Annotated in this window: 13 protein-coding genes and 2 pseudogenes; 7 read left to right on the plus strand and 8 right to left on the minus strand. The window is 66.2% G+C overall.

What is annotated here, in order from left to right; genetic code table 11:
• Positions 1–166: 166 nt before the first annotated feature.
• The 3 genes and pseudogenes from OKC30_RS14585 to OKC30_RS14595 all read right to left on the minus strand — a co-directional run bounded on the left by OKC30_RS14585 (position 167) and on the right by OKC30_RS14595 (position 3,893).
• Positions 167–576 (minus strand): annotated as a pseudogene (locus tag OKC30_RS14585) (VOC family protein).
• A 68-nt stretch (positions 577–644) separates the two neighbouring features.
• Positions 645–1,931 (minus strand): GGDEF domain-containing protein, encoded by a 1,287-nt coding sequence (locus OKC30_RS14590; RefSeq protein WP_160837998.1) that lies wholly within the window; start codon positions 1,929–1,931, stop codon positions 645–647.
• A 283-nt stretch (positions 1,932–2,214) separates the two neighbouring features.
• Positions 2,215–3,893: pseudogene (locus OKC30_RS14595) on the minus strand (sigma-54-dependent Fis family transcriptional regulator).
• A 290-nt stretch (positions 3,894–4,183) separates the two neighbouring features.
• On the opposite strand from OKC30_RS14595, the gene exaC reads away from it, so the two are divergent.
• Positions 4,184–5,701, plus strand: coding sequence for an acetaldehyde dehydrogenase ExaC (gene exaC / locus OKC30_RS14600; protein ID WP_139737338.1), 1,518 nt, complete (start codon positions 4,184–4,186; stop codon positions 5,699–5,701).
• A gap of 51 nt (positions 5,702–5,752) precedes the next feature.
• Here exaC and OKC30_RS14605 read toward each other — a convergent pair whose 3' ends face one another.
• Entirely contained in the window at positions 5,753–6,547 is a 795-nt protein-coding gene (locus tag OKC30_RS14605; RefSeq protein WP_160838000.1) for an AraC family transcriptional regulator, read from the minus strand.
• 96 nt (positions 6,548–6,643) lie between these two features.
• Here OKC30_RS14605 and OKC30_RS14610 point away from each other — a divergent pair, with 96 nt between their 5' ends.
• Positions 6,644–7,531 carry a DMT family transporter gene (locus tag OKC30_RS14610; protein ID WP_010673465.1) on the plus strand — a complete coding sequence of 296 codons (888 nt, stop codon included), beginning with the start codon at positions 6,644–6,646 and terminating at the stop codon, positions 7,529–7,531.
• A gap of 95 nt (positions 7,532–7,626) precedes the next feature.
• On the opposite strand, the gene OKC30_RS14615 is transcribed toward OKC30_RS14610, so the two are convergent.
• Together OKC30_RS14615 and OKC30_RS14620 are read right to left on the minus strand one after the other, a co-directional pair.
• On the minus strand, positions 7,627–8,031 hold the full coding sequence (locus OKC30_RS14615; RefSeq protein ID WP_160838002.1) for a carboxymuconolactone decarboxylase family protein: 405 nt from the start codon (positions 8,029–8,031) through the stop codon (positions 7,627–7,629).
• Complete coding sequence (locus tag OKC30_RS14620; RefSeq protein ID WP_160838004.1) at positions 8,028–9,011, minus strand: aldo/keto reductase; 984 nt, start codon at positions 9,009–9,011, stop codon at positions 8,028–8,030. Before OKC30_RS14620 ends, OKC30_RS14615 begins: the two co-directional genes overlap by 4 nt.
• 99 nt (positions 9,012–9,110) lie before the next feature.
• Here OKC30_RS14620 and OKC30_RS14625 point away from each other — a divergent pair, with 99 nt between their 5' ends.
• On the plus strand, positions 9,111–10,019 hold the full coding sequence (locus OKC30_RS14625; protein WP_160838006.1) for a LysR family transcriptional regulator: 909 nt from the start codon (positions 9,111–9,113) through the stop codon (positions 10,017–10,019).
• Between the two features lie 114 nt (positions 10,020–10,133).
• Here OKC30_RS14625 and OKC30_RS14630 read toward each other — a convergent pair whose 3' ends face one another.
• A complete protein-coding gene (locus tag OKC30_RS14630; protein ID WP_270664585.1) occupies positions 10,134–10,826 on the minus strand; it encodes a response regulator in 693 nt (230 codons plus the stop codon).
• A 3-nt stretch (positions 10,827–10,829) separates the two neighbouring features.
• On the minus strand, positions 10,830–12,395 hold the full coding sequence (locus OKC30_RS14635; RefSeq protein WP_160838008.1) for an ATP-binding protein: 1,566 nt from the start codon (positions 12,393–12,395) through the stop codon (positions 10,830–10,832).
• A 258-nt stretch (positions 12,396–12,653) separates the two neighbouring features.
• Here OKC30_RS14635 and slyA point away from each other — a divergent pair, with 258 nt between their 5' ends.
• The 4 genes from slyA to OKC30_RS14655 all read left to right on the plus strand — a co-directional run bounded on the left by slyA (position 12,654) and on the right by OKC30_RS14655 (position 15,766).
• Entirely contained in the window at positions 12,654–13,127 is a 474-nt protein-coding gene (gene slyA, locus OKC30_RS14640) for a transcriptional regulator SlyA (protein WP_010673459.1), read from the plus strand.
• A 1-nt stretch (position 13,128) separates the two neighbouring features.
• Positions 13,129–14,184, plus strand: a complete 1,056-nt coding sequence (locus tag OKC30_RS14645; RefSeq protein ID WP_160838010.1) for an HlyD family secretion protein — start codon at positions 13,129–13,131, stop codon at positions 14,182–14,184.
• A 10-nt stretch (positions 14,185–14,194) separates the two neighbouring features.
• Positions 14,195–15,223: a DUF2955 domain-containing protein gene (locus OKC30_RS14650; protein WP_010673457.1), complete on the plus strand. Its 1,029-nt coding sequence runs from the start codon at positions 14,195–14,197 to the stop codon at positions 15,221–15,223.
• 183 nt (positions 15,224–15,406) lie between these two features.
• Positions 15,407–15,766, plus strand: a complete 360-nt coding sequence (locus OKC30_RS14655) for an MliC family protein (protein ID WP_010673456.1) — start codon at positions 15,407–15,409, stop codon at positions 15,764–15,766.
• Positions 15,767–15,888 lie beyond the last annotated feature (122 nt).

Here is a 15,888-nt window from a genome sequence, read left to right on the forward strand (position 1 = left end):
CTGCAAAGTAAACTGGATGGCTTTCTTGCCGCCAAGGATCTGATGGCGCAGGGGATCAAGATCTGATCAAGAGACAGCCTCTGTGAAGATGGGTGCGCCAATTATTAGAACTTTCTGTGACACTTTTATGACTTTATGACGGGCGGGATGATAAACGTTTTCAGATTCAGTTGGCAGCAGCGAGTTGCAGCAGGTCCCAGCGATTGCCACTGATGTCCTCGAACACCACCACGGTGCCGTAGGGTTCGAGGCGCGGCTGTTCACAAAAATGAACGCCATAGGCCAGCATCCGCTCGTAATCGCCCCAGAAGTCGTCTGTCTCGAGGAACAGGAAGACCCGACCGCCCCCCTGGCGACCGATGGCGGCGCGCTGCTCCTCGTTGGCCACGCGGGCCAGCAGCAGTGCGGAACCGGGAGCCCCCTTGGGAGCGACCCGCACCCAGCGTTTGCCCGGTTTGCCCGGCTCGTCGAGGGGGTGTCTTCCAATAGCTCGAAGCCCATTCCCCGGGTGAAGAAGGTGATGGCCTCGTCGTAATCCGCCACCAGCAGCGTCAGGGCGCCAATGTGTTGTGCCATGGCATCTCTCCTCGGATGGATGATGGGGCGCATGATAGCCCCGCCCGGCCATGGGCTCCAGCGCCGGTTCAGTCGGGCGCCACCTCCACCCGGTTGCGACCATTCTGCTTGGCCTGATAGAGCGCCTCGTCGGCCCGCTTGAGCGCCTGCTCCAGGCTATCCTTGCGCCGCTCGGCCACCCCGAAGGAGGCGGTGATCCCGAGCCCCAGCGGCCAGTGCCTGTACCCCTCCAGCGCCCCTCTCAGCCGCTCCGCCAGGGCGGCGGCCCGTCCCTCGTCGTAATGGAGACAGACCAGCACGAACTCCTCCCCGCCCCAGCGCACCAGTCGGCACAGGCTGTCGCAATGGCGCAGCAGCTCGCTCACCATGTGCTTGAGCACCTCGTCCCCCACCGGGTGGCCGTGACCGTCGTTGACCCCCTTGAAGTGATCGATGCCGATATAGATGAAAGAGAGCGGCATCTCGCCGAGCTCCCCGAGCAGCTTTTCGCCGCCGAGCCGGTTGAGGGCCCCGGTCAGGGGATCGTAGCGGGCCTCCTCCTCGGTGCGCCGGTTCTGCTCGCACAGGCTCGCACTCAGGGCTTCAGCCGCGAGGCGCGCCTCCCTGGCCTTGCGCAGCCGATCGCCAAACATCAGATTCTGGACCAGGAAGAGCAGCACGCCGTAGACAAGCCACCCCAGCAGCAGGTAGCGATAGAAGTCCCCCGGCTTGCACCAGCGGCCATAGAACTCCAGCCGCTCGAGCCGCAACCGGTACTCCCCCGGCAACATCTTGTCATCGGAGGCGATCTCGATGGCGTAGACATGGTGCAGATCCGGCCCCTGCTGGACCAGCGGAATGTCGTACTGCTGCACCCACCAGGAGCTGGGGGCAAAGACATTCAGGGGGACATCCTGCTCACGACCAAAATCCCTAGCGGTGAAGAGCACTTCGTTGAACTTGTGGGAACTCTCGTCTTCCCGCGTCGAGTAGACGGGATCGTAGTTGCGCAGATAAAGGCGCCAGGCCTGTACCCCCTGCCCTTCTACATCCAGCCTCACCCGCACCCCGGTGAAGCCGGAAAGATCCAGCCCCCGCTCGGGGTTGGTCAGGGTCAGAACCAGCTCGCAGAAAGGATAGGCATATTGGCTTCGCAGGGTGCACTGGATGGCGGGTCTGTCGCCCCCCTGACTCAGGGTGGCGACGGAGGAGCCCTTGTGGGCCCTGTCATCCTGGGCACGCACGGACAAACCGGCCTGGCTCAGGATGTCGAGCCGCCGCTCGGGTCCGAATTCGAATAACACCATGGCCAGCAGGCTCGCCGCCAGCAGGCACCAGAACAACAGCGTCGTCATGCGGGAATAGGAAGGGATCATCGGCATCACACCTGAAAAAGGGCTTTTACCCTACACCTTGAAACGCCGGACCGCGCTGATCCAGATCCAAGGTTATTACACGCGCCGCACCGGGCGCAGACGGGTGCCGACTAACCGGCACGGGCCCCATGGGGCGCAAGCGGCATCGGCCAGCAGCCGGGAGAGAGGCGGGGGGCCTCGTCGGTCGTAAGATGGATCATTGCGCACTCCCTGCGATGGAAACATAACGAAAAAACGTCCTTGCCTTCGCAGTCTACACAAGCGCTGGATGGCGCGACACCCTTCACCCCTCCTCCCGCAGTGCCCGATAGAGGGTAGTGCGACTGATGCCAAGACGGCGCGCCGCCTCGCTCACGTTGCCGCCGCACTCTGCCAGGGTCTGCTGCACCCGCTGCCGGCTCTGTTCGCGCAGGGTACTCCCTCCCAAAGGTGAGCTCGTTCCCCCCGCCACGGCGGGCAGATGCAGATGGGCAGGTTCAATCCAGCCCTGCCCCTCTGCCAGCACACAGGCCACCTCCAGCGCCTGTTTGAGCTGGCGTACGTTGCCGGGCAGAGGGTGGGCCAGCAACCGCTGCTCCGCCTCCCGGCTCAGCTGTAGCGCCGGGTCCATCTGGGCGAGCAGGTTCAGGATCAGCCCCTGACGCTCGGGCACCGACCAGGCCCGCAGGGGTGCCAGTTGCTGGCGCCAGCCGCAGATGCGGTAGTAGAGATCTTCGCGAAAGGTGCCGGCCGCCACCATGGCCGCCAGATCCCGATGGCTGGCGCTGACCAGCCAGAAATCCACCGCCTCGGGTCTGTGGCTGCCCACCGGGGTGACGACGCGCTCCTGCAACACCCGCAGCAGCCGGGTCTGGGCCTGGAGCGGCAGCTCGCCAATTTCATCCAGCATCAGGATGCCGCCGTGGGCGGCGCGCAGATAGCCCTGGCTGCCCTGGCTGCGGGCACCGCTGAAGGCCCCCCCCCCACATAGCCGAACAGCTCGGCCTCCACCAGCTCCGCCGGCAAGGCGCCGCAGTTGACGCACACCAGAGGCCGCTCCCGACGGCTCGAGCTGGCGTGCAGGGTGCGCACCAGGTGCTCCTTGCCGCTGCCGGTCTCCCCCTCGATGAGCAATGAGATGCCCCGCTCCAGCATCTTGAGCGGCACCTGCTGCGCCTGCGATCCCCCCTCCTCAACCGCGCTCGGCAGGGGGAGCCTGGCGGCGCGCTCCCCCGCCTCCGGCACCAGCCGCAGGCCGCGGCGCTCGCGCAGCAACTGCTGACCGTCGAAGGGGTGCTGGCCGAGCCAGAGCCGACCGGCCCGGTTGGCCCCGAGCAGCTCGCCCCCTTCCCCCAGCAGCAGGCGGGCAGACCAGAGACTCTGGGGATCGAGATCCACCAGCCAGCCCGGCTGGCGGGCCAGCAGGGCGTTTTCCAGGGTCATGGCCAGGAGGCGCACGGTGCCCAGCATGTCGCCGCCGTGGTGGGCCGCATCGGTGGAGATGTCGAGCACGCCGAGCAGTTGCCCGTCCGGCCCGAGCAGGGGGCAGGCGCTGCAACTGAGAAAGCTGTGCTGGGCGAAGAAGTGCTGCGCCCCCAGCACCTGCACCTCGCTCTGCTCGGCCAGCGCGGTGCCGATGGCGTTGGTGCCCTTGCTCGCCTCCCCCCAGCGGGCGCCGCTGCGCAAAAAAATGCGCTCGGCATGGCGGGCAAACCGGTCGTCTCCGCTCACCGCGAGGATAGCCCCCTCGCCGTCACACAACAGCAGACGACAGGGTCTCCCCGCCAGCAACTGGCCAAAGAGCGGCAGCACGAAGCGCTGGAAGCAGGCGATGAGCGTCCTGTGCTGCTCCTGGCGAGCCGACAGCTCCCCCTGGGGCAGCAAGTCCAGCTCGGCGCTCTGCTGGCGGCTCAGCCCCTGATGCAGGCAGCGCTCCCAGGAGCGCTGGATTGGGCTGGCACCGGATTGAGGCAACTCGCTCATCACACCTCCTTCTACACACTCGCGAATAGGGCCGCCTTGGGGGAGCGCCTTCATCACGTCTCCTGTTCACAAACGGCACAGTGTCACACCCGATGTTCCGAAACGGCACAGTTTGGGGGCCGTCCTGGGGGGCACTGGTTAACCAAGATACCCCTTGGCACCCCGTTTGATAACGTTTTTGCAACCTTTTTATGTAGAGCGCCACCCGCTGGCACGCCCCTTGCGATGACAGGAAGCAACCGGACTGCCCGCCAGGCCGGTCAGGACCACACACACATAAGGATGATGAGATGATTTATACCGCTCCCGGTCAGGCAGGTGCCCTGGTCAGCTTCAAATCCCGTTATGACAACTTCATCGGTGGCGACTGGGTGGCGCCGCGCGCCGGCCGCTATTTCGAGAACATCTCGCCGGTGGATGGCCGGGTGTTCTGCGAGGTGGCCCGCTCCGACGCCGCCGACATCGAGCTCGCCCTGGACGCGGCCCACAAGGCGTTCGCCAGCTGGAGCAAGACCAGCGTCACCGAGCGCAGCAACCTGCTGCTGCGCATCGCCGATCGCATCGAACAGAACATTGAAGTGCTCGCCGTCGCCGAGACCTGGGAGAACGGCAAGGCGGTGCGCGAGACCCTGGCCGCCGACCTGCCCCTGGTGGTGGATCACTTCCGCTACTTCGCCGGCTGCATCCGCGCCCAGGAGGGCTCCGCCGCCGAGCTGGACCAGAACACCGTCAGCTACCACTTCAAGGAGCCCATCGGCGTGGTCGGCCAGATCATCCCGTGGAACTTCCCCCTGCTGATGGCCGCCTGGAAGCTGGCCCCGGTACTGGCGGCCGGCTGCTGCAGCGTGCTCAAGCCCGCCGAGCAGACCCCGGTCACCATCATGCTGATGATGGATCTCATCAAGGACATCCTGCCCCCCGGCGTGGTCAACGTGGTCAACGGCTTCGGCGCCGAGGCAGGCCAGGCGCTCGCCACCAGCAACCGGATCCAGAAGCTGGCGTTTACCGGCTCCACCGAGGTGGGCGCCCATATCCTGCGCTGCGCCGCCGACAAGCTGATCCCCTCCACCGTGGAGCTCGGTGGCAAGTCCCCCAACATCTACTTCGCCGACGTGATGCAGCACGAGAGCAGCTACATCGACAAGGCGGTGGAAGGGATGCTGATGACCTTCTTCAACCAGGGGGAGGTGTGTACCTGCCCCTCCCGCGCCCTGGTGCAGGCCAGCATCTATGACGACTTCATGGACAAGGTGCTGGCCCGCGCCCGCACCATAGTGCAGGGCAACCCCCTCGACACCACGACCCAGGTGGGGGCCCAGGCGTCCCGCGAGCAGTTCGACAAGATCCTGAGCTACATGGAGATCGGCCGCGGCGAAGGGGCCAAGATGCTGCTGGGCGGCGGCCCGGCCAAGGTGAGCGGGCTGGAGGGGGGCTTCTACATCCAGCCCACCATCTTCTCAGGCCAGAACAAGATGCGGGTGTTCCAGGAGGAGATCTTCGGGCCGGCGCTCGGGGTCACCACCTTCAAGGACGAGGCGGATGCCCTGGCCATTGCCAACGACACCCAGTACGGGCTGGGGGCCGGCCTGTGGACCCGGGACAGCAACCTGGCCTGGCGCATGGGGCGTGGCATCCAGGCCGGCCGGGTCTGGGTCAACTGCTACCACGCCTACCCGGCCCATGCGGCCTTTGGCGGCTACAAGAAGTCGGGGATCGGTCGCGAGACCCACAAGATGATGCTGGACCACTACCAGAACACCAAGAACCTGCTGGTGAGCCACGACATCAACCCCCTCGGCTTCTTCTAAGCCCATCCCGTGATCCACAAGGGCGCCTGCGGGCGCCCTTTTTCATGCGGTTCAGGCCACGGGTTGGCCCAGTTGCTGGCGATAGCGCTGGGGGGCGCAGCCCTGTTCGCGCTGGAACATGGCGATGAAAGCCGAGGTGGAGGCGTAACCGAGGCGCCAGGCGATCTCCTGCACCGGCATCTCGCCCCGCAACCAGTCCAGCGCCTTCACCAGCCGCAGCCGGGTGCGCCACTGGCCCAGGTTCATGCCAAGCTCCTTCTGGCAGCGCCGCGCCAGGGTGCGCTCCGTGGTGTGCAGCGCCCTGGCCCACTCCACCAGCGTGCGGTTGTCCTCCGGCGCCGCCTGCAATGCCGCCAGCAAGGGGGCCAGCAGGCGATCCCGGCTCTGGGGCAGGTAGCTCGGCTGGCAACGGGTGCGGGCCAGCTTCTCGATGAAGAGTTCACCCTGGCGGGCATCCCACTCATCCTCCATGTGCCCGACCCGGCGCTGGGTGAAGTCCTCCAGCAGGGCCCGCAGCAAGGGGGTGAGGGCCAGCAGCTGGGGTTCCCGTGGCAGACGTGGGGCCAGGGCGTGGCTCACGTAGATGGAGGTGTAATCCAGGGTCTGCTCGTTGAAGGCGGTGTGGGGCAGGTCCGCCGGCACCCAGATGAGGTAGTCCGGAGGCGCCACCAGCCGCTCTCCCCCCACCTCAACCACCATGACCCCCAGGCTGATGAGGCTGAGCTGACCCCAGGGGTGGGCGTGCTCGGCGCAGGCGTTGCCCCCCTGGATCTGGCTGTAGCGAAAGTAGAGGGGGTTGGGGTCGGCCAGCAGGCGATCCTGCTCGGCCAGGGTGAGGGTGCCCATGCAGATTGTCCCAAAGCGGTTATGACATGTCTTATTTACGCTACTTACCTCGTTCAAGACAAGGCTAGACTCTCCCCATCGTACCAAGGAGTGCCTATGCCTTTTCTCTTCCCCCTGCTCGCCATCCTGATCTGGGCCGCCAATACCGTGGTCTCCAAGGCCGCCGCCGGCGTGCTGGATCCCGCTGCCATCTCCTTCTATCGCTGGGTGATCGCCGCCCTCGCGCTCTCCCCCTTCTGCCTGCCGCAGCTCTGGCGCCGCCGGGCCGACATCCGCCCCTGGCTCGGCAAGCTGCTGGTGCTCTCCCTGCTCGGCATGGTGCTCTACCAGTGCCTCGCCTACTACGCCGCCCACAGCACCTCGGCCACCAACATGGGGGTCATCGGCTCCCTGCTGCCCCTGCTCACCCTGCTCATCGGGGCCTGCTGCTTTGGCCAGAAGCCGGGCAAGCAGGCGCTGCTCGGCATGAGCCTCTCCCTGTTCGGGGTGCTCTGGCTGCTGGGTCAGGGCAATCCCCTGGCACTGCTGCACAGCGGCATCAACCCCGGCGACGGCATGATGCTGCTGGGGGCGGCCAGCTATGCCCTCTATGGCCTGCTGATCCGCCGCTGGCAACTGCCGTTCGGCCCCTGGCTCAACCTCTACCTGCAGATCCTGCTGGCGGTGCTGCTGCTCATCCCGGTGGCCCTCTCTGCCGACTCCCTGGCCATTCCCGCCCAGGGCTGGAGCATGGTGCTGTTCGCCGGCCTCGCCTCCTCCATCTTCGCCGCCTACTGCTGGATGCGCGGCCTCGCCACCCTGGGGGCGGAGCGCACCTCGGTCTTCATGAACCTGATGCCCCTGTGCACGGCCCTCATCGCCGTCATCACCCTGGGGGAGCCCATCCACGGCTATCACCTGCTGGGGGGCGGCCTCATCCTGACCGGGGTCATGCTCTCCCAGCTCAAGCCGAGGGTACGCCGTCCTCTGCCAGAAGGGGCTTGAGCCGGCCAGCACCATGAAAGAAGGGAGCCTCGGCTCCCTTCTTGCTGCCCTCGTCAGGGCACACCTGACCTTTTCGCCAGGGTGGCGTCTCCTCCTTAATCACTGCCCCCCCGCCCCTTGTCATGGGCGGCGAAGGCGCTGCGGGCCGCACTGATGCCATTCATGCAGGCGGGCACTCCGGCATAGACGGCGACCTGGAGCAGGATCTCGATGATGGTCTCCCGGCTGACCCCCACATTGAGGGCGGCCCGGATATGGAACTCGAGCTGTCCGGGCGCCGTACCCATCCCCATCAGGGTCGCCACCGTGAGCATCTCGCGGGTGCAGAGATCGATGCCGGGACGGGCGAGCACATCGGCAAAGGCAAACCCCAGCACCAGCTCGGCAAGCTCGGGTGACAAGGCATCCAGGCTGGCGGCGACCCGCGTGGGCGCCAGGGGATCGAGCCGGGCCAGCAGCGCGAACGCCCGTTCACGGCGATCCGTGTGCGAGCCGCTCATGCGTTCACCCCCTTCATCCCCTCGGCGGTATAGCGCTCCCCCGCCACCGGCAGGGTCCGGATGGCCTGTCCCAGGGCCCCGAGCTCTGCAGGGGAGAGGCGCACCGAGAGCGCACCGAGGTTACCCGCCAGGTGGGTCAGGCGCCGGGTGCCGGGGATGGGCACTATCCCCTCCCATTGCGCCAGCAGCCAGGCCAGGGCTATCTGCGCCGCCGAGCATCCCTTCTGCTGCGCCAGGGCCATGACCGCCTGCACCAGGGTGCGGTTGGTGGCGAGGTTCTCCCCCTGAAACCGCGGCAGACTGGCCCGAAAATCCCCCTCCTCGAACACCGCCTCCTGCTGGTAACGCCCGGTCAGAAACCCGCGCCCCAGGGGGGAGTAGGCCACCAGACCAATCCCCAGCTCCCGGCAGGCGGGCAGCACCGCCGCCTCCACCTCCCGCGTCCAGAGGGAGTATTCGGTCTGCACCGCCGCCACCGGGTGCACGGCATGGGCGCGCCTCAGGGTGGCCTCGCTCACCTCGCACAGACCGATGCGGGCTATCTTGCCCTCCTGTACCAGCTGCGCCAGCCCGGCCATGGTCTCCTCGACGGGATGGGCCGGATCGAGGCGGTGCACATAGTAGAGATCGATCTGCTCGATGCCGAGGCGGCGCAGGGAGCCCTCGCAGCTCTGGCGCGCATAGCGTGCACTGTTGTCGAGGGTACGCCTGTACTCACCGTGCTGGCGCACGATGCCAAACTTGGTGGCGACCTTCACCTGCCCCCGCCGGGTCGCGAGAAAACGCCCGATCAGCGCCTCGTTGTGGTGGGGGCCGTACATGTCGGCGGTGTCGAGCAGGTCGATGCCCCGCTCCACCGCCTCCGACAGCACCCGCAAGGACGTCTCATCGTCCCGCGGCCCGTAGAATTCGCTCATCCCCATGCAGCCCAGCCCCAGGGCAGAGACCTGCAGGTTGGCTCCCAGTGTTCGTCGTTGCATCGCATTTTCTCTCTGACAAGTTGCAGGGGAGTATGGTCTTCCGAAAATGAATGAGATATAGAGGTAACTGGCAACCTATCTTCCGATTATGGAAACACTATGCACGATCCCCTGCTCTGGGACGACGCCCGCATCTTCCTGGCCATCGCCCGCAGCGGCACCCTGAGCGGTGCCGCCCACGCCCTTCGCATGGGGGTGGCCACCGTCTCCCGGCGCCTGGACAGGCTGGAGGCGGCCCTCGGCCTGCCCCTGTTCAGCCGCCACCAGCAGGGCTATCGCCTGACCGACGACGGGGAGGCCCTGCTTGAGCGAGCCGAAGCGCTGGAACATGCGGGGCTGGCCTTTGGCGAGGCGGGGCAGTTGCAGGGACAGGTGGCCGGCACCGTGCGCCTCGCCACCGCCGAGAACCTGGCCAATCCCCTTATCATCCCCTCCCTGCCGACGCTCTTTGCCCAGCACCCCGAGCTGAGGGTGGAGCTGGTCACCGGGGTGCAGACGGTGAACCTGCACCGGCGCGATGCCGATCTCGCGGTGCGCATGGTCAAGCCCGATGCCGGCCACCTCACCCTGCGGCGCCTGGGCACCCTGGGCTTTGGCCTCTACGGGACCGGCGCCTACCTGGATGCCCGCAGCCCCGGGGTGGATGCCGCCAGCTTCGATCAGGATGACTTCATCGGCTGGAACGAAACCCAGAGCCACCTGCCCGCCGCCAGATGGATGACCCGCATGCTGCGCGGCCGCCCCTGCCGGGTGGAGACCAGCACCCTGGCGGCCCAACTCGCCGCCGCCAAAGCCGGCCTCGGGCTCGCGGTGCTGCCCCACTACCTGGCCCGCCAGACGGATCTGGTCTGCCTGCTGCCGGAGCTCGGAGTGGATCAGCCCATCTGGCTGGTGCTCCACAGCGATCTCGCCCACTCCCGGCGGGTGAGAGCCGTGGCAGATCACCTCATCGCCCTGTTCGAGCGCGCCCGCACCGCCCTGCACCCCTTCTCGGGCGATCCCAGATAGAAGGGCCGGGTCGCATCGGGGCAAAACAAAAGGGAGCTCAAAGGCTCCCTTTTATCTGCGCGGCCTGCGCAGCATGGTGTGCGCGGCCTCTTCGGCGTTGTGCCCGCGGCGGGGTCACGACTCCCGGCGCCAGTGGTAGCGCCGCTCCGGGCGGCCACGCTGGCCGTAGTTGAGCTCCACGTCCAGCCGATCTTCTGACTCCAGAAACTCCAGGTAGCGGCGGGCCGTGGTGCGACTCAGGGAGAGGCGCAGGGCCACGGTGTCGGTGGAGAAGGTGTTGTCCGGCTCCCCCGCCAGCAGATCCAGCACCTGTCGCAGGGTGATGGCGACGATCCCCTTGGGGGTCTCCCGCGCCTCCCGACCCTGGTTGCGCGCCTTGCCCATCAGGCGGTCCAGGTCGCTCTGGGCCAGCTCCCCCGGCTCGCACAGGCGGCGATGCAGGACCAGGATCTCCTCCAGGCTCTGCTGGATGCGAAACAGCCGCAGCGGCTTGATGACGTAGTCCTGCACGCCCAGGTTGAGGGCCTGCTGTATGGTCTCCACGTCGCAGGAGGCGGTCACCATCATCACCATCACCTCCCGGTTGTGGCTGCGCAGCCGGCTCACCCACTCCAGGCCCGAGCCATCGGGCAGGGAGATGTCGACCATCAGCAAGCGGGGCTCGCTCCCCGCCATCAGGCGATCCGCCTCGGCCAGGGTGCCGGCCCGCCCCATCAGGGAGAACCCGGCCGTGGAGGAGACCAGCTCCCCCAACATGGCGCCTATCCGCTCGTCATCCTCGATAATCAGCGTGAAGATTGGCTTCATGACTTACACCAATTGGTTTTTATTCAAATAGATACCGAACAGGGTCGTCTGCTCGGCGGTGCGGCGCCATTCTATCACGCCCCCCCGCCTGGCCACCGTCTTCTTGACCAGGAAGAGGCCGACCCCGTGATCCCCGGTCTGGCGGCTGACACCGTAGTCGAACAGGTGATCCGCCAGCGCCTCGTCCACCCCCTCGCCACTGTCCTCCACCTCGATCACCAGCCGCCGCCCCAGATCATCGAGGGAGAGCAGCACCCTGGGCGCGGCGTGCTCGCGGTTCCCCCAGGCGGCGCGAATGCCGTTGTCCAGCAGGTTGCCGATGCAGGTGATGAGATCCGCCGACACCTCGGCCGGATACTCCCCGAGGGCCGACCCCGCATCCAGCACCAGCTCTACCCCCAGCTCCCGCGCCCGGCTGAACTTGCCGAGGATGAGCCCGGCCACCGGCTTGTTCTCGATGACCCGCAGCAGATCCTGCAATATGTTCTGGCAGGCTTCGTTCTCCTGCTGGATGAGGTCTACCGCCTGATCCACGTGGCCGAGCTGGAGCAGACCGGAGAGGCTGCTGAGCTTGTTGGCGAATTCATGGGTCTGGATGCGCAGCATCTCGCCGTACTGGCGCAGGTGGGTCACCTGCATGCCCAGGCTGCCGGTGCCGTCTGGCCGGCTGAAGATGAGCATGCGCCCCGGCTCGCGACCGCTGAGCTCCTGCCAGTGGCCGACGAAGTCATCCCCCTGCACGGTGAACCTGACCGCTCCCCCTTGCTGCAACGTGGGCACGAGGCCGGGGGCCAGCTCCGCCAGGGAGCGGCCCAGCAGGGCGTGGCGCCCGGTGCCGGGCAGTCGCAACTGATAGAAGGCGGCGCTGTTGAGCATGGTGATCCTGTGCTGGTTGTCCAGGGCCACTATCCCCTCCGAGATCCCCTCCAGCACCAGATCCTGCTGGGCGAAGCGATTGGCAATGGTCTCCGGTTCCAGATCCAGCAGGGTGCGGCGCAGCAGGTGCTGCACCCAGAGCGCCAGCAGCAGGCCGCACCCCAGCACCGCTGCGATGGCGCCGACCAGCAGGGCGATCCGCTCCTGATAGGTGCCCTCCACGGTGCGCATCAGATAACCCACCGCCACCGCGCCGATGGCCTGGCCATCGGGCCCCACCACGGGAGCGAAGCAGCGGATGGCGGGGCCCAAGGTGCCCACGTCCCGGGAACAGTAGCTCTCGCGCGACTGGAGTGCAGGCCAGATGTCCTCCCCCCGGAAGGTCTGGCCCACCAGCTCGGGCGAGGGGTGGCTCAGGCGCCTGGCATGTTCGTCGGTCACCACCATGTAGGCGGCATCGGTGCGGCTGCAGATCCCCTGCACATAATCCCGCAGCCCGGGATCGCTCCCCTTCTCCAGGGCCTGGACCACCCGGCTGTCCGCCGCCAGCACCCGGGCCAGATCGCTCCCCTTCTCCTTCAGGTTGTTCTCCAGCAGGTGGCGCATGAAGAGGGCGAGCAGACAGCCCAGGATCAGGATCAGCAGCAGTGACAAGCCAAGCGAGAGGGTGACTAGCTGGTGGCGCAGTTTCATCGTTCAACCTTGCAGCGGACGGGGAAGCCCAGGGTGAGGGTGTCCCCCGGCCGGGTCAATGGCCAGCCTGGCGCACCTCAAAGGTGGCCACTCTAACGCCTCCTCCGGCCGTTGTCGGTTAGCTGGCCCGCAAAGCCATATAAAAACTTAAACACCACGGCCCGGGCAAAAAACCTGAACGTGAGCTGCATCACACTATTTACTTAGCCTGCGAAACAAATATAATGCTTCGCAAGCTAAGTAATTGAGGTGCCCGTCATGAAAAAGGATCTGGAGATGTTGCGAGAACTCTCCCTCGCCGAGCAGCTGGGGCGATTGCACCGGCTCTGGCGCACCGTGGCCGATCTCGAGCTGGCACCTCTGGGGCTCACCCATCCCCGCTGGACCGCCCTGTGGAAACTCAGCCGCCTCGGCGGCCACCTCAGCCAGAAGACCCTGGCCGAGGCCCTGGAGATAGAGCTCCCCTCCCTGATGCGGACCCTGGGTCAGCTCGAGGAGCAGGGGCTGATCGAGCGCCACTGCTGCAGCCAGGACAAGCGGGCCCGCATCGTCACCCTGACCCCGGCGGGCAAGGCGCTGCTCGATCAGATCGAGGGCCGCATCATCGCCGTGCGCCGGGAGCTGCTCACCGGCATCAGCCAGCAGGAGCTGGCCCAGTTTGAAGACATTGTGCACCGCATCTCCGCCAACGCCCTTGGCAAGATAGCCGCACAGCATGAAGAGAGAGAATAAGATGACACCGGATCAACAATTCAAGCGCTGGATAAAGTGGGCCATCGTCTGCTTCGTCCTGGTGTTTGGCTACTTTCTGCTGGCCGACATCAAGATGCCCCTGACCCCCCAGGCCATGGCCACCCGGGTCGTCACCCGGATGGCCCCCCAGGTCAGCGGCAAGGTGGTCGAAGTCGCCGTCGCCAACAACCAGCACGTCAAGCAGGGGGATCTGCTGTTCGCCCTCGACCCGGAACCCTTCCAGCTCGCCGTGGATCAGGCCAGGCTCGCCCTGGATCAGGCCAGGCAGCAGAACCGCCAGCTGGACGCGACCCTGACCGCCTACGAAGCGGAGTACAGCTCGCTGCGCACCCAGGCCGACCAGAAACAGCGGGAAGCGGCGCGCATCGACGCCCTCTACCGCCGTCACATGGTCTCTGAACAGCAGAAAGATGACGCCGACAGCGCCGCCCGCACCGCCCGTGCCAACCTGCTCGGCAGCCAGGCCCGGGTAGAGCAGGCCCGCGTCAACCGCGGCTTGCCAGGGGAAGACAACCTGCTGCTGCGCCAGGCCCGCAACCGCCTCGCCCAGGCCGAGCTCAACCTCGCCTACAGCCGGGTTCATGCGAGCCAGGACGGCATCATCACCAACCTGCAGCTCAAGCCTGGCAGCGTGGCCAATGCGGGCTCCCCCCTGCTGGCCCTGGTCTCCGAGCAGGTGGACGTGATCGCCGATTTTCGCGAGAAGAGCCTGCGCCACGTCAGCGCCGGCAGTCAGGCCCTCGTCGCCTTCGACGGCAAGCCCGGTCGCCTCTATCCTGCCCGCGTCGCCAGCCTGGATGCCGGGGTCAGCGCCGGCCAGTTTGACGCCAACGGCCAGCTTGCGAACCCCGTCGAGTCCGATCGCTGGGTGCGCGATGCCCAGCGCCTGCGCCTGCACCTGACCCTGGAGCAACTGCCCGCCCACCTGCCGGCCGGGGCCCGCGCCACGGTGCAGCTGCTGCCGGACAACACCCTGACCGGGCTGCTGGCCCGCGGCCAGATCCGTCTGCTCAGCCTGCTGCACTACATCTATTGAGATGACGACCATGAACCTGTGGCACAGACCCCTCACCCCCAACGAACTGCGCCAGTGTCTGCGCATCGCCTTTGGCTGTACCCTGGGGTTTGTGCTGTGCAAGATCTTCGGCTGGAGCAACGGGGTCTTCTTCACCGTCACCCCGGTGCTGCTGCTCGGCCTGGTGCCGGTGATGAACGGTCACGCCGCCCGCCAGCTCATCGCCTCCGCCGCCATGTGCGGTCTGGAAGTGGGACTGCTCGGCGGCCTGTTTGGCGGCCACCCGGGGCTCATGACCCCCCTGGTCTTTTTGCTCTTCCTCTACCGTTTCGCCGCCATGTCCCGGGGCAGCCTGTTCCTGTTCGGTGCCAACGGAGTGCTCAGCCTCAGCATCATGCTGCACTTTGCCAGCTACCCCGGGATTGATCTGAACGACCTCATCTTCAGCAACCTCTGGGCCAGCGTCCTGTCGGTGCTCATCGCCTATCTGATGACGGCCCTCATTCCGGATGTGGAGGAGCGCCCCAGGCCGGCCCCCTCCCCCAAGGCGCCGCACCGGATGCGCCACGAAGCCCTGCTGGGGGCGTCCATCGCGACCCTCTCGTTCCTGGTGTTCCAGATCTTCGATCTGCGCGACTCCATGTCCGCCCAGGCCACCACCCTGCTGCTGCTCTTCCCCATGCACTGGAACGGCGCCCTGGACTATGCCCGCAAGCGGGCCATGGGCACCCTGCTGGGGGTGAGTTTCGGCATCCTGGGGCAACTGGTGCTCTATGACTGGTCCGGCTTGCTGCTGCTGGTGACCCCGGTGCTCTGGCTCGGTGCCATGCTGTTCAGCTATGCCCATGTGAAGGAGGCGAGCGGCTCCGGAGTCGGCTTCGGTGCCCTCACCACCCTCGGCATCCTGTTCGGCCAGTACCTGACCCCGGGCAACGACCTGGTGTTCAGCGCCCTCTATCGGGTGAGCAGCATCCTCTTTGCCATCGTGGTCACCCTGCTCGCCTGCTACCTCATCCACCGGCTGCTCAATCGCTTCGAGGCGACACGGTTCGGCCACTGACCCTTTTCTGCAGCCATTGGATGGCTCCCTTTCGCCCCGCTTGCCTGCCGGGGCGTTTTTTTGCCTGCCCCACGGACCAGAGGGAGACGGACACATCCCGACGCAGGGCTCCCGCCACGAGGTTGCAGTTGTGCCTCATCCTGTTAGGCTCAAGGCCATATGACACCGTTGTGAGGATCAAACATGAAACACGCCAAGCTCTTTCTACTGGGGGCGGGCGCCATCACCCTGCTCGGCGGCTGCGATCTGGGCAGCGGCAAGCTGGGAGTGACCGGCGGCGATCCCGTCACCTATCTGTGTGAACAGAACCAGAAAGTGCAGGTTCGCTACTTCTCCCTCTCGGACGAGAGCCTGAACTTCGTCAAGCTCTCCCTCCCCGATGGCAAGGATTACACCCTGCCCCAGGCGGTTTCCGCCTCCGGCGCCCGCTATACCGACGATCACGAGGTGGTCTGGTGGAACAAGGGCAAGGAGGGGTTCGTCGAGATGCGTGATGACGCCGGGGAGTGGCAGAGCCGCTACAACGACTGCAAGGAGCAGTGATCCGCGCCGTCATGGCACACAGCACACACGAAACACCCCGGCCTGGCCGCAATGCTGTTCAGATAAGCACTTTTTTGACTGATTATTCATAAATTGGATTTGAGTTGAGGGGGCAAGGCTGT

It is taken from the genome of Aeromonas sp. QDB18 (genome assembly GCF_027705325.1).
Lineage (GTDB): Bacteria > Pseudomonadota > Gammaproteobacteria > Enterobacterales > Aeromonadaceae > Aeromonas > Aeromonas caviae.

What these genes read in the sequence shown, in the direction of transcription:
- OKC30_RS14590 (WP_160837998.1), bottom strand. Translation starts at nt 1,931, where the DNA reads ATGATCCCTTCCTATTCCCGCATGACGACGCTGTTGTTCTGGTGCCTG.
- exaC (WP_139737338.1), top strand. Translation starts at nt 4,184, where the DNA reads ATGATTTATACCGCTCCCGGTCAGGCAGGTGCCCTGGTCAGCTTCAAA.
- OKC30_RS14605 (WP_160838000.1), bottom strand. Translation starts at nt 6,547, where the DNA reads ATGGGCACCCTCACCCTGGCCGAGCAGGATCGCCTGCTGGCCGACCCC.
- OKC30_RS14610 (WP_010673465.1), top strand. Translation starts at nt 6,644, where the DNA reads ATGCCTTTTCTCTTCCCCCTGCTCGCCATCCTGATCTGGGCCGCCAAT.
- OKC30_RS14615 (WP_160838002.1), bottom strand. Translation starts at nt 8,031, where the DNA reads ATGAGCGGCTCGCACACGGATCGCCGTGAACGGGCGTTCGCGCTGCTG.
- OKC30_RS14620 (WP_160838004.1), bottom strand. Translation starts at nt 9,011, where the DNA reads ATGCAACGACGAACACTGGGAGCCAACCTGCAGGTCTCTGCCCTGGGG.
- OKC30_RS14625 (WP_160838006.1), top strand. Translation starts at nt 9,111, where the DNA reads ATGCACGATCCCCTGCTCTGGGACGACGCCCGCATCTTCCTGGCCATC.
- OKC30_RS14630 (WP_270664585.1), bottom strand. Translation starts at nt 10,826, where the DNA reads ATGAAGCCAATCTTCACGCTGATTATCGAGGATGACGAGCGGATAGGC.
- OKC30_RS14635 (WP_160838008.1), bottom strand. Translation starts at nt 12,395, where the DNA reads ATGAAACTGCGCCACCAGCTAGTCACCCTCTCGCTTGGCTTGTCACTG.
- slyA (WP_010673459.1), top strand. Translation starts at nt 12,654, where the DNA reads ATGAAAAAGGATCTGGAGATGTTGCGAGAACTCTCCCTCGCCGAGCAG.
- OKC30_RS14645 (WP_160838010.1), top strand. Translation starts at nt 13,129, where the DNA reads ATGACACCGGATCAACAATTCAAGCGCTGGATAAAGTGGGCCATCGTC.
- OKC30_RS14650 (WP_010673457.1), top strand. Translation starts at nt 14,195, where the DNA reads ATGAACCTGTGGCACAGACCCCTCACCCCCAACGAACTGCGCCAGTGT.
- OKC30_RS14655 (WP_010673456.1), top strand. Translation starts at nt 15,407, where the DNA reads ATGAAACACGCCAAGCTCTTTCTACTGGGGGCGGGCGCCATCACCCTG.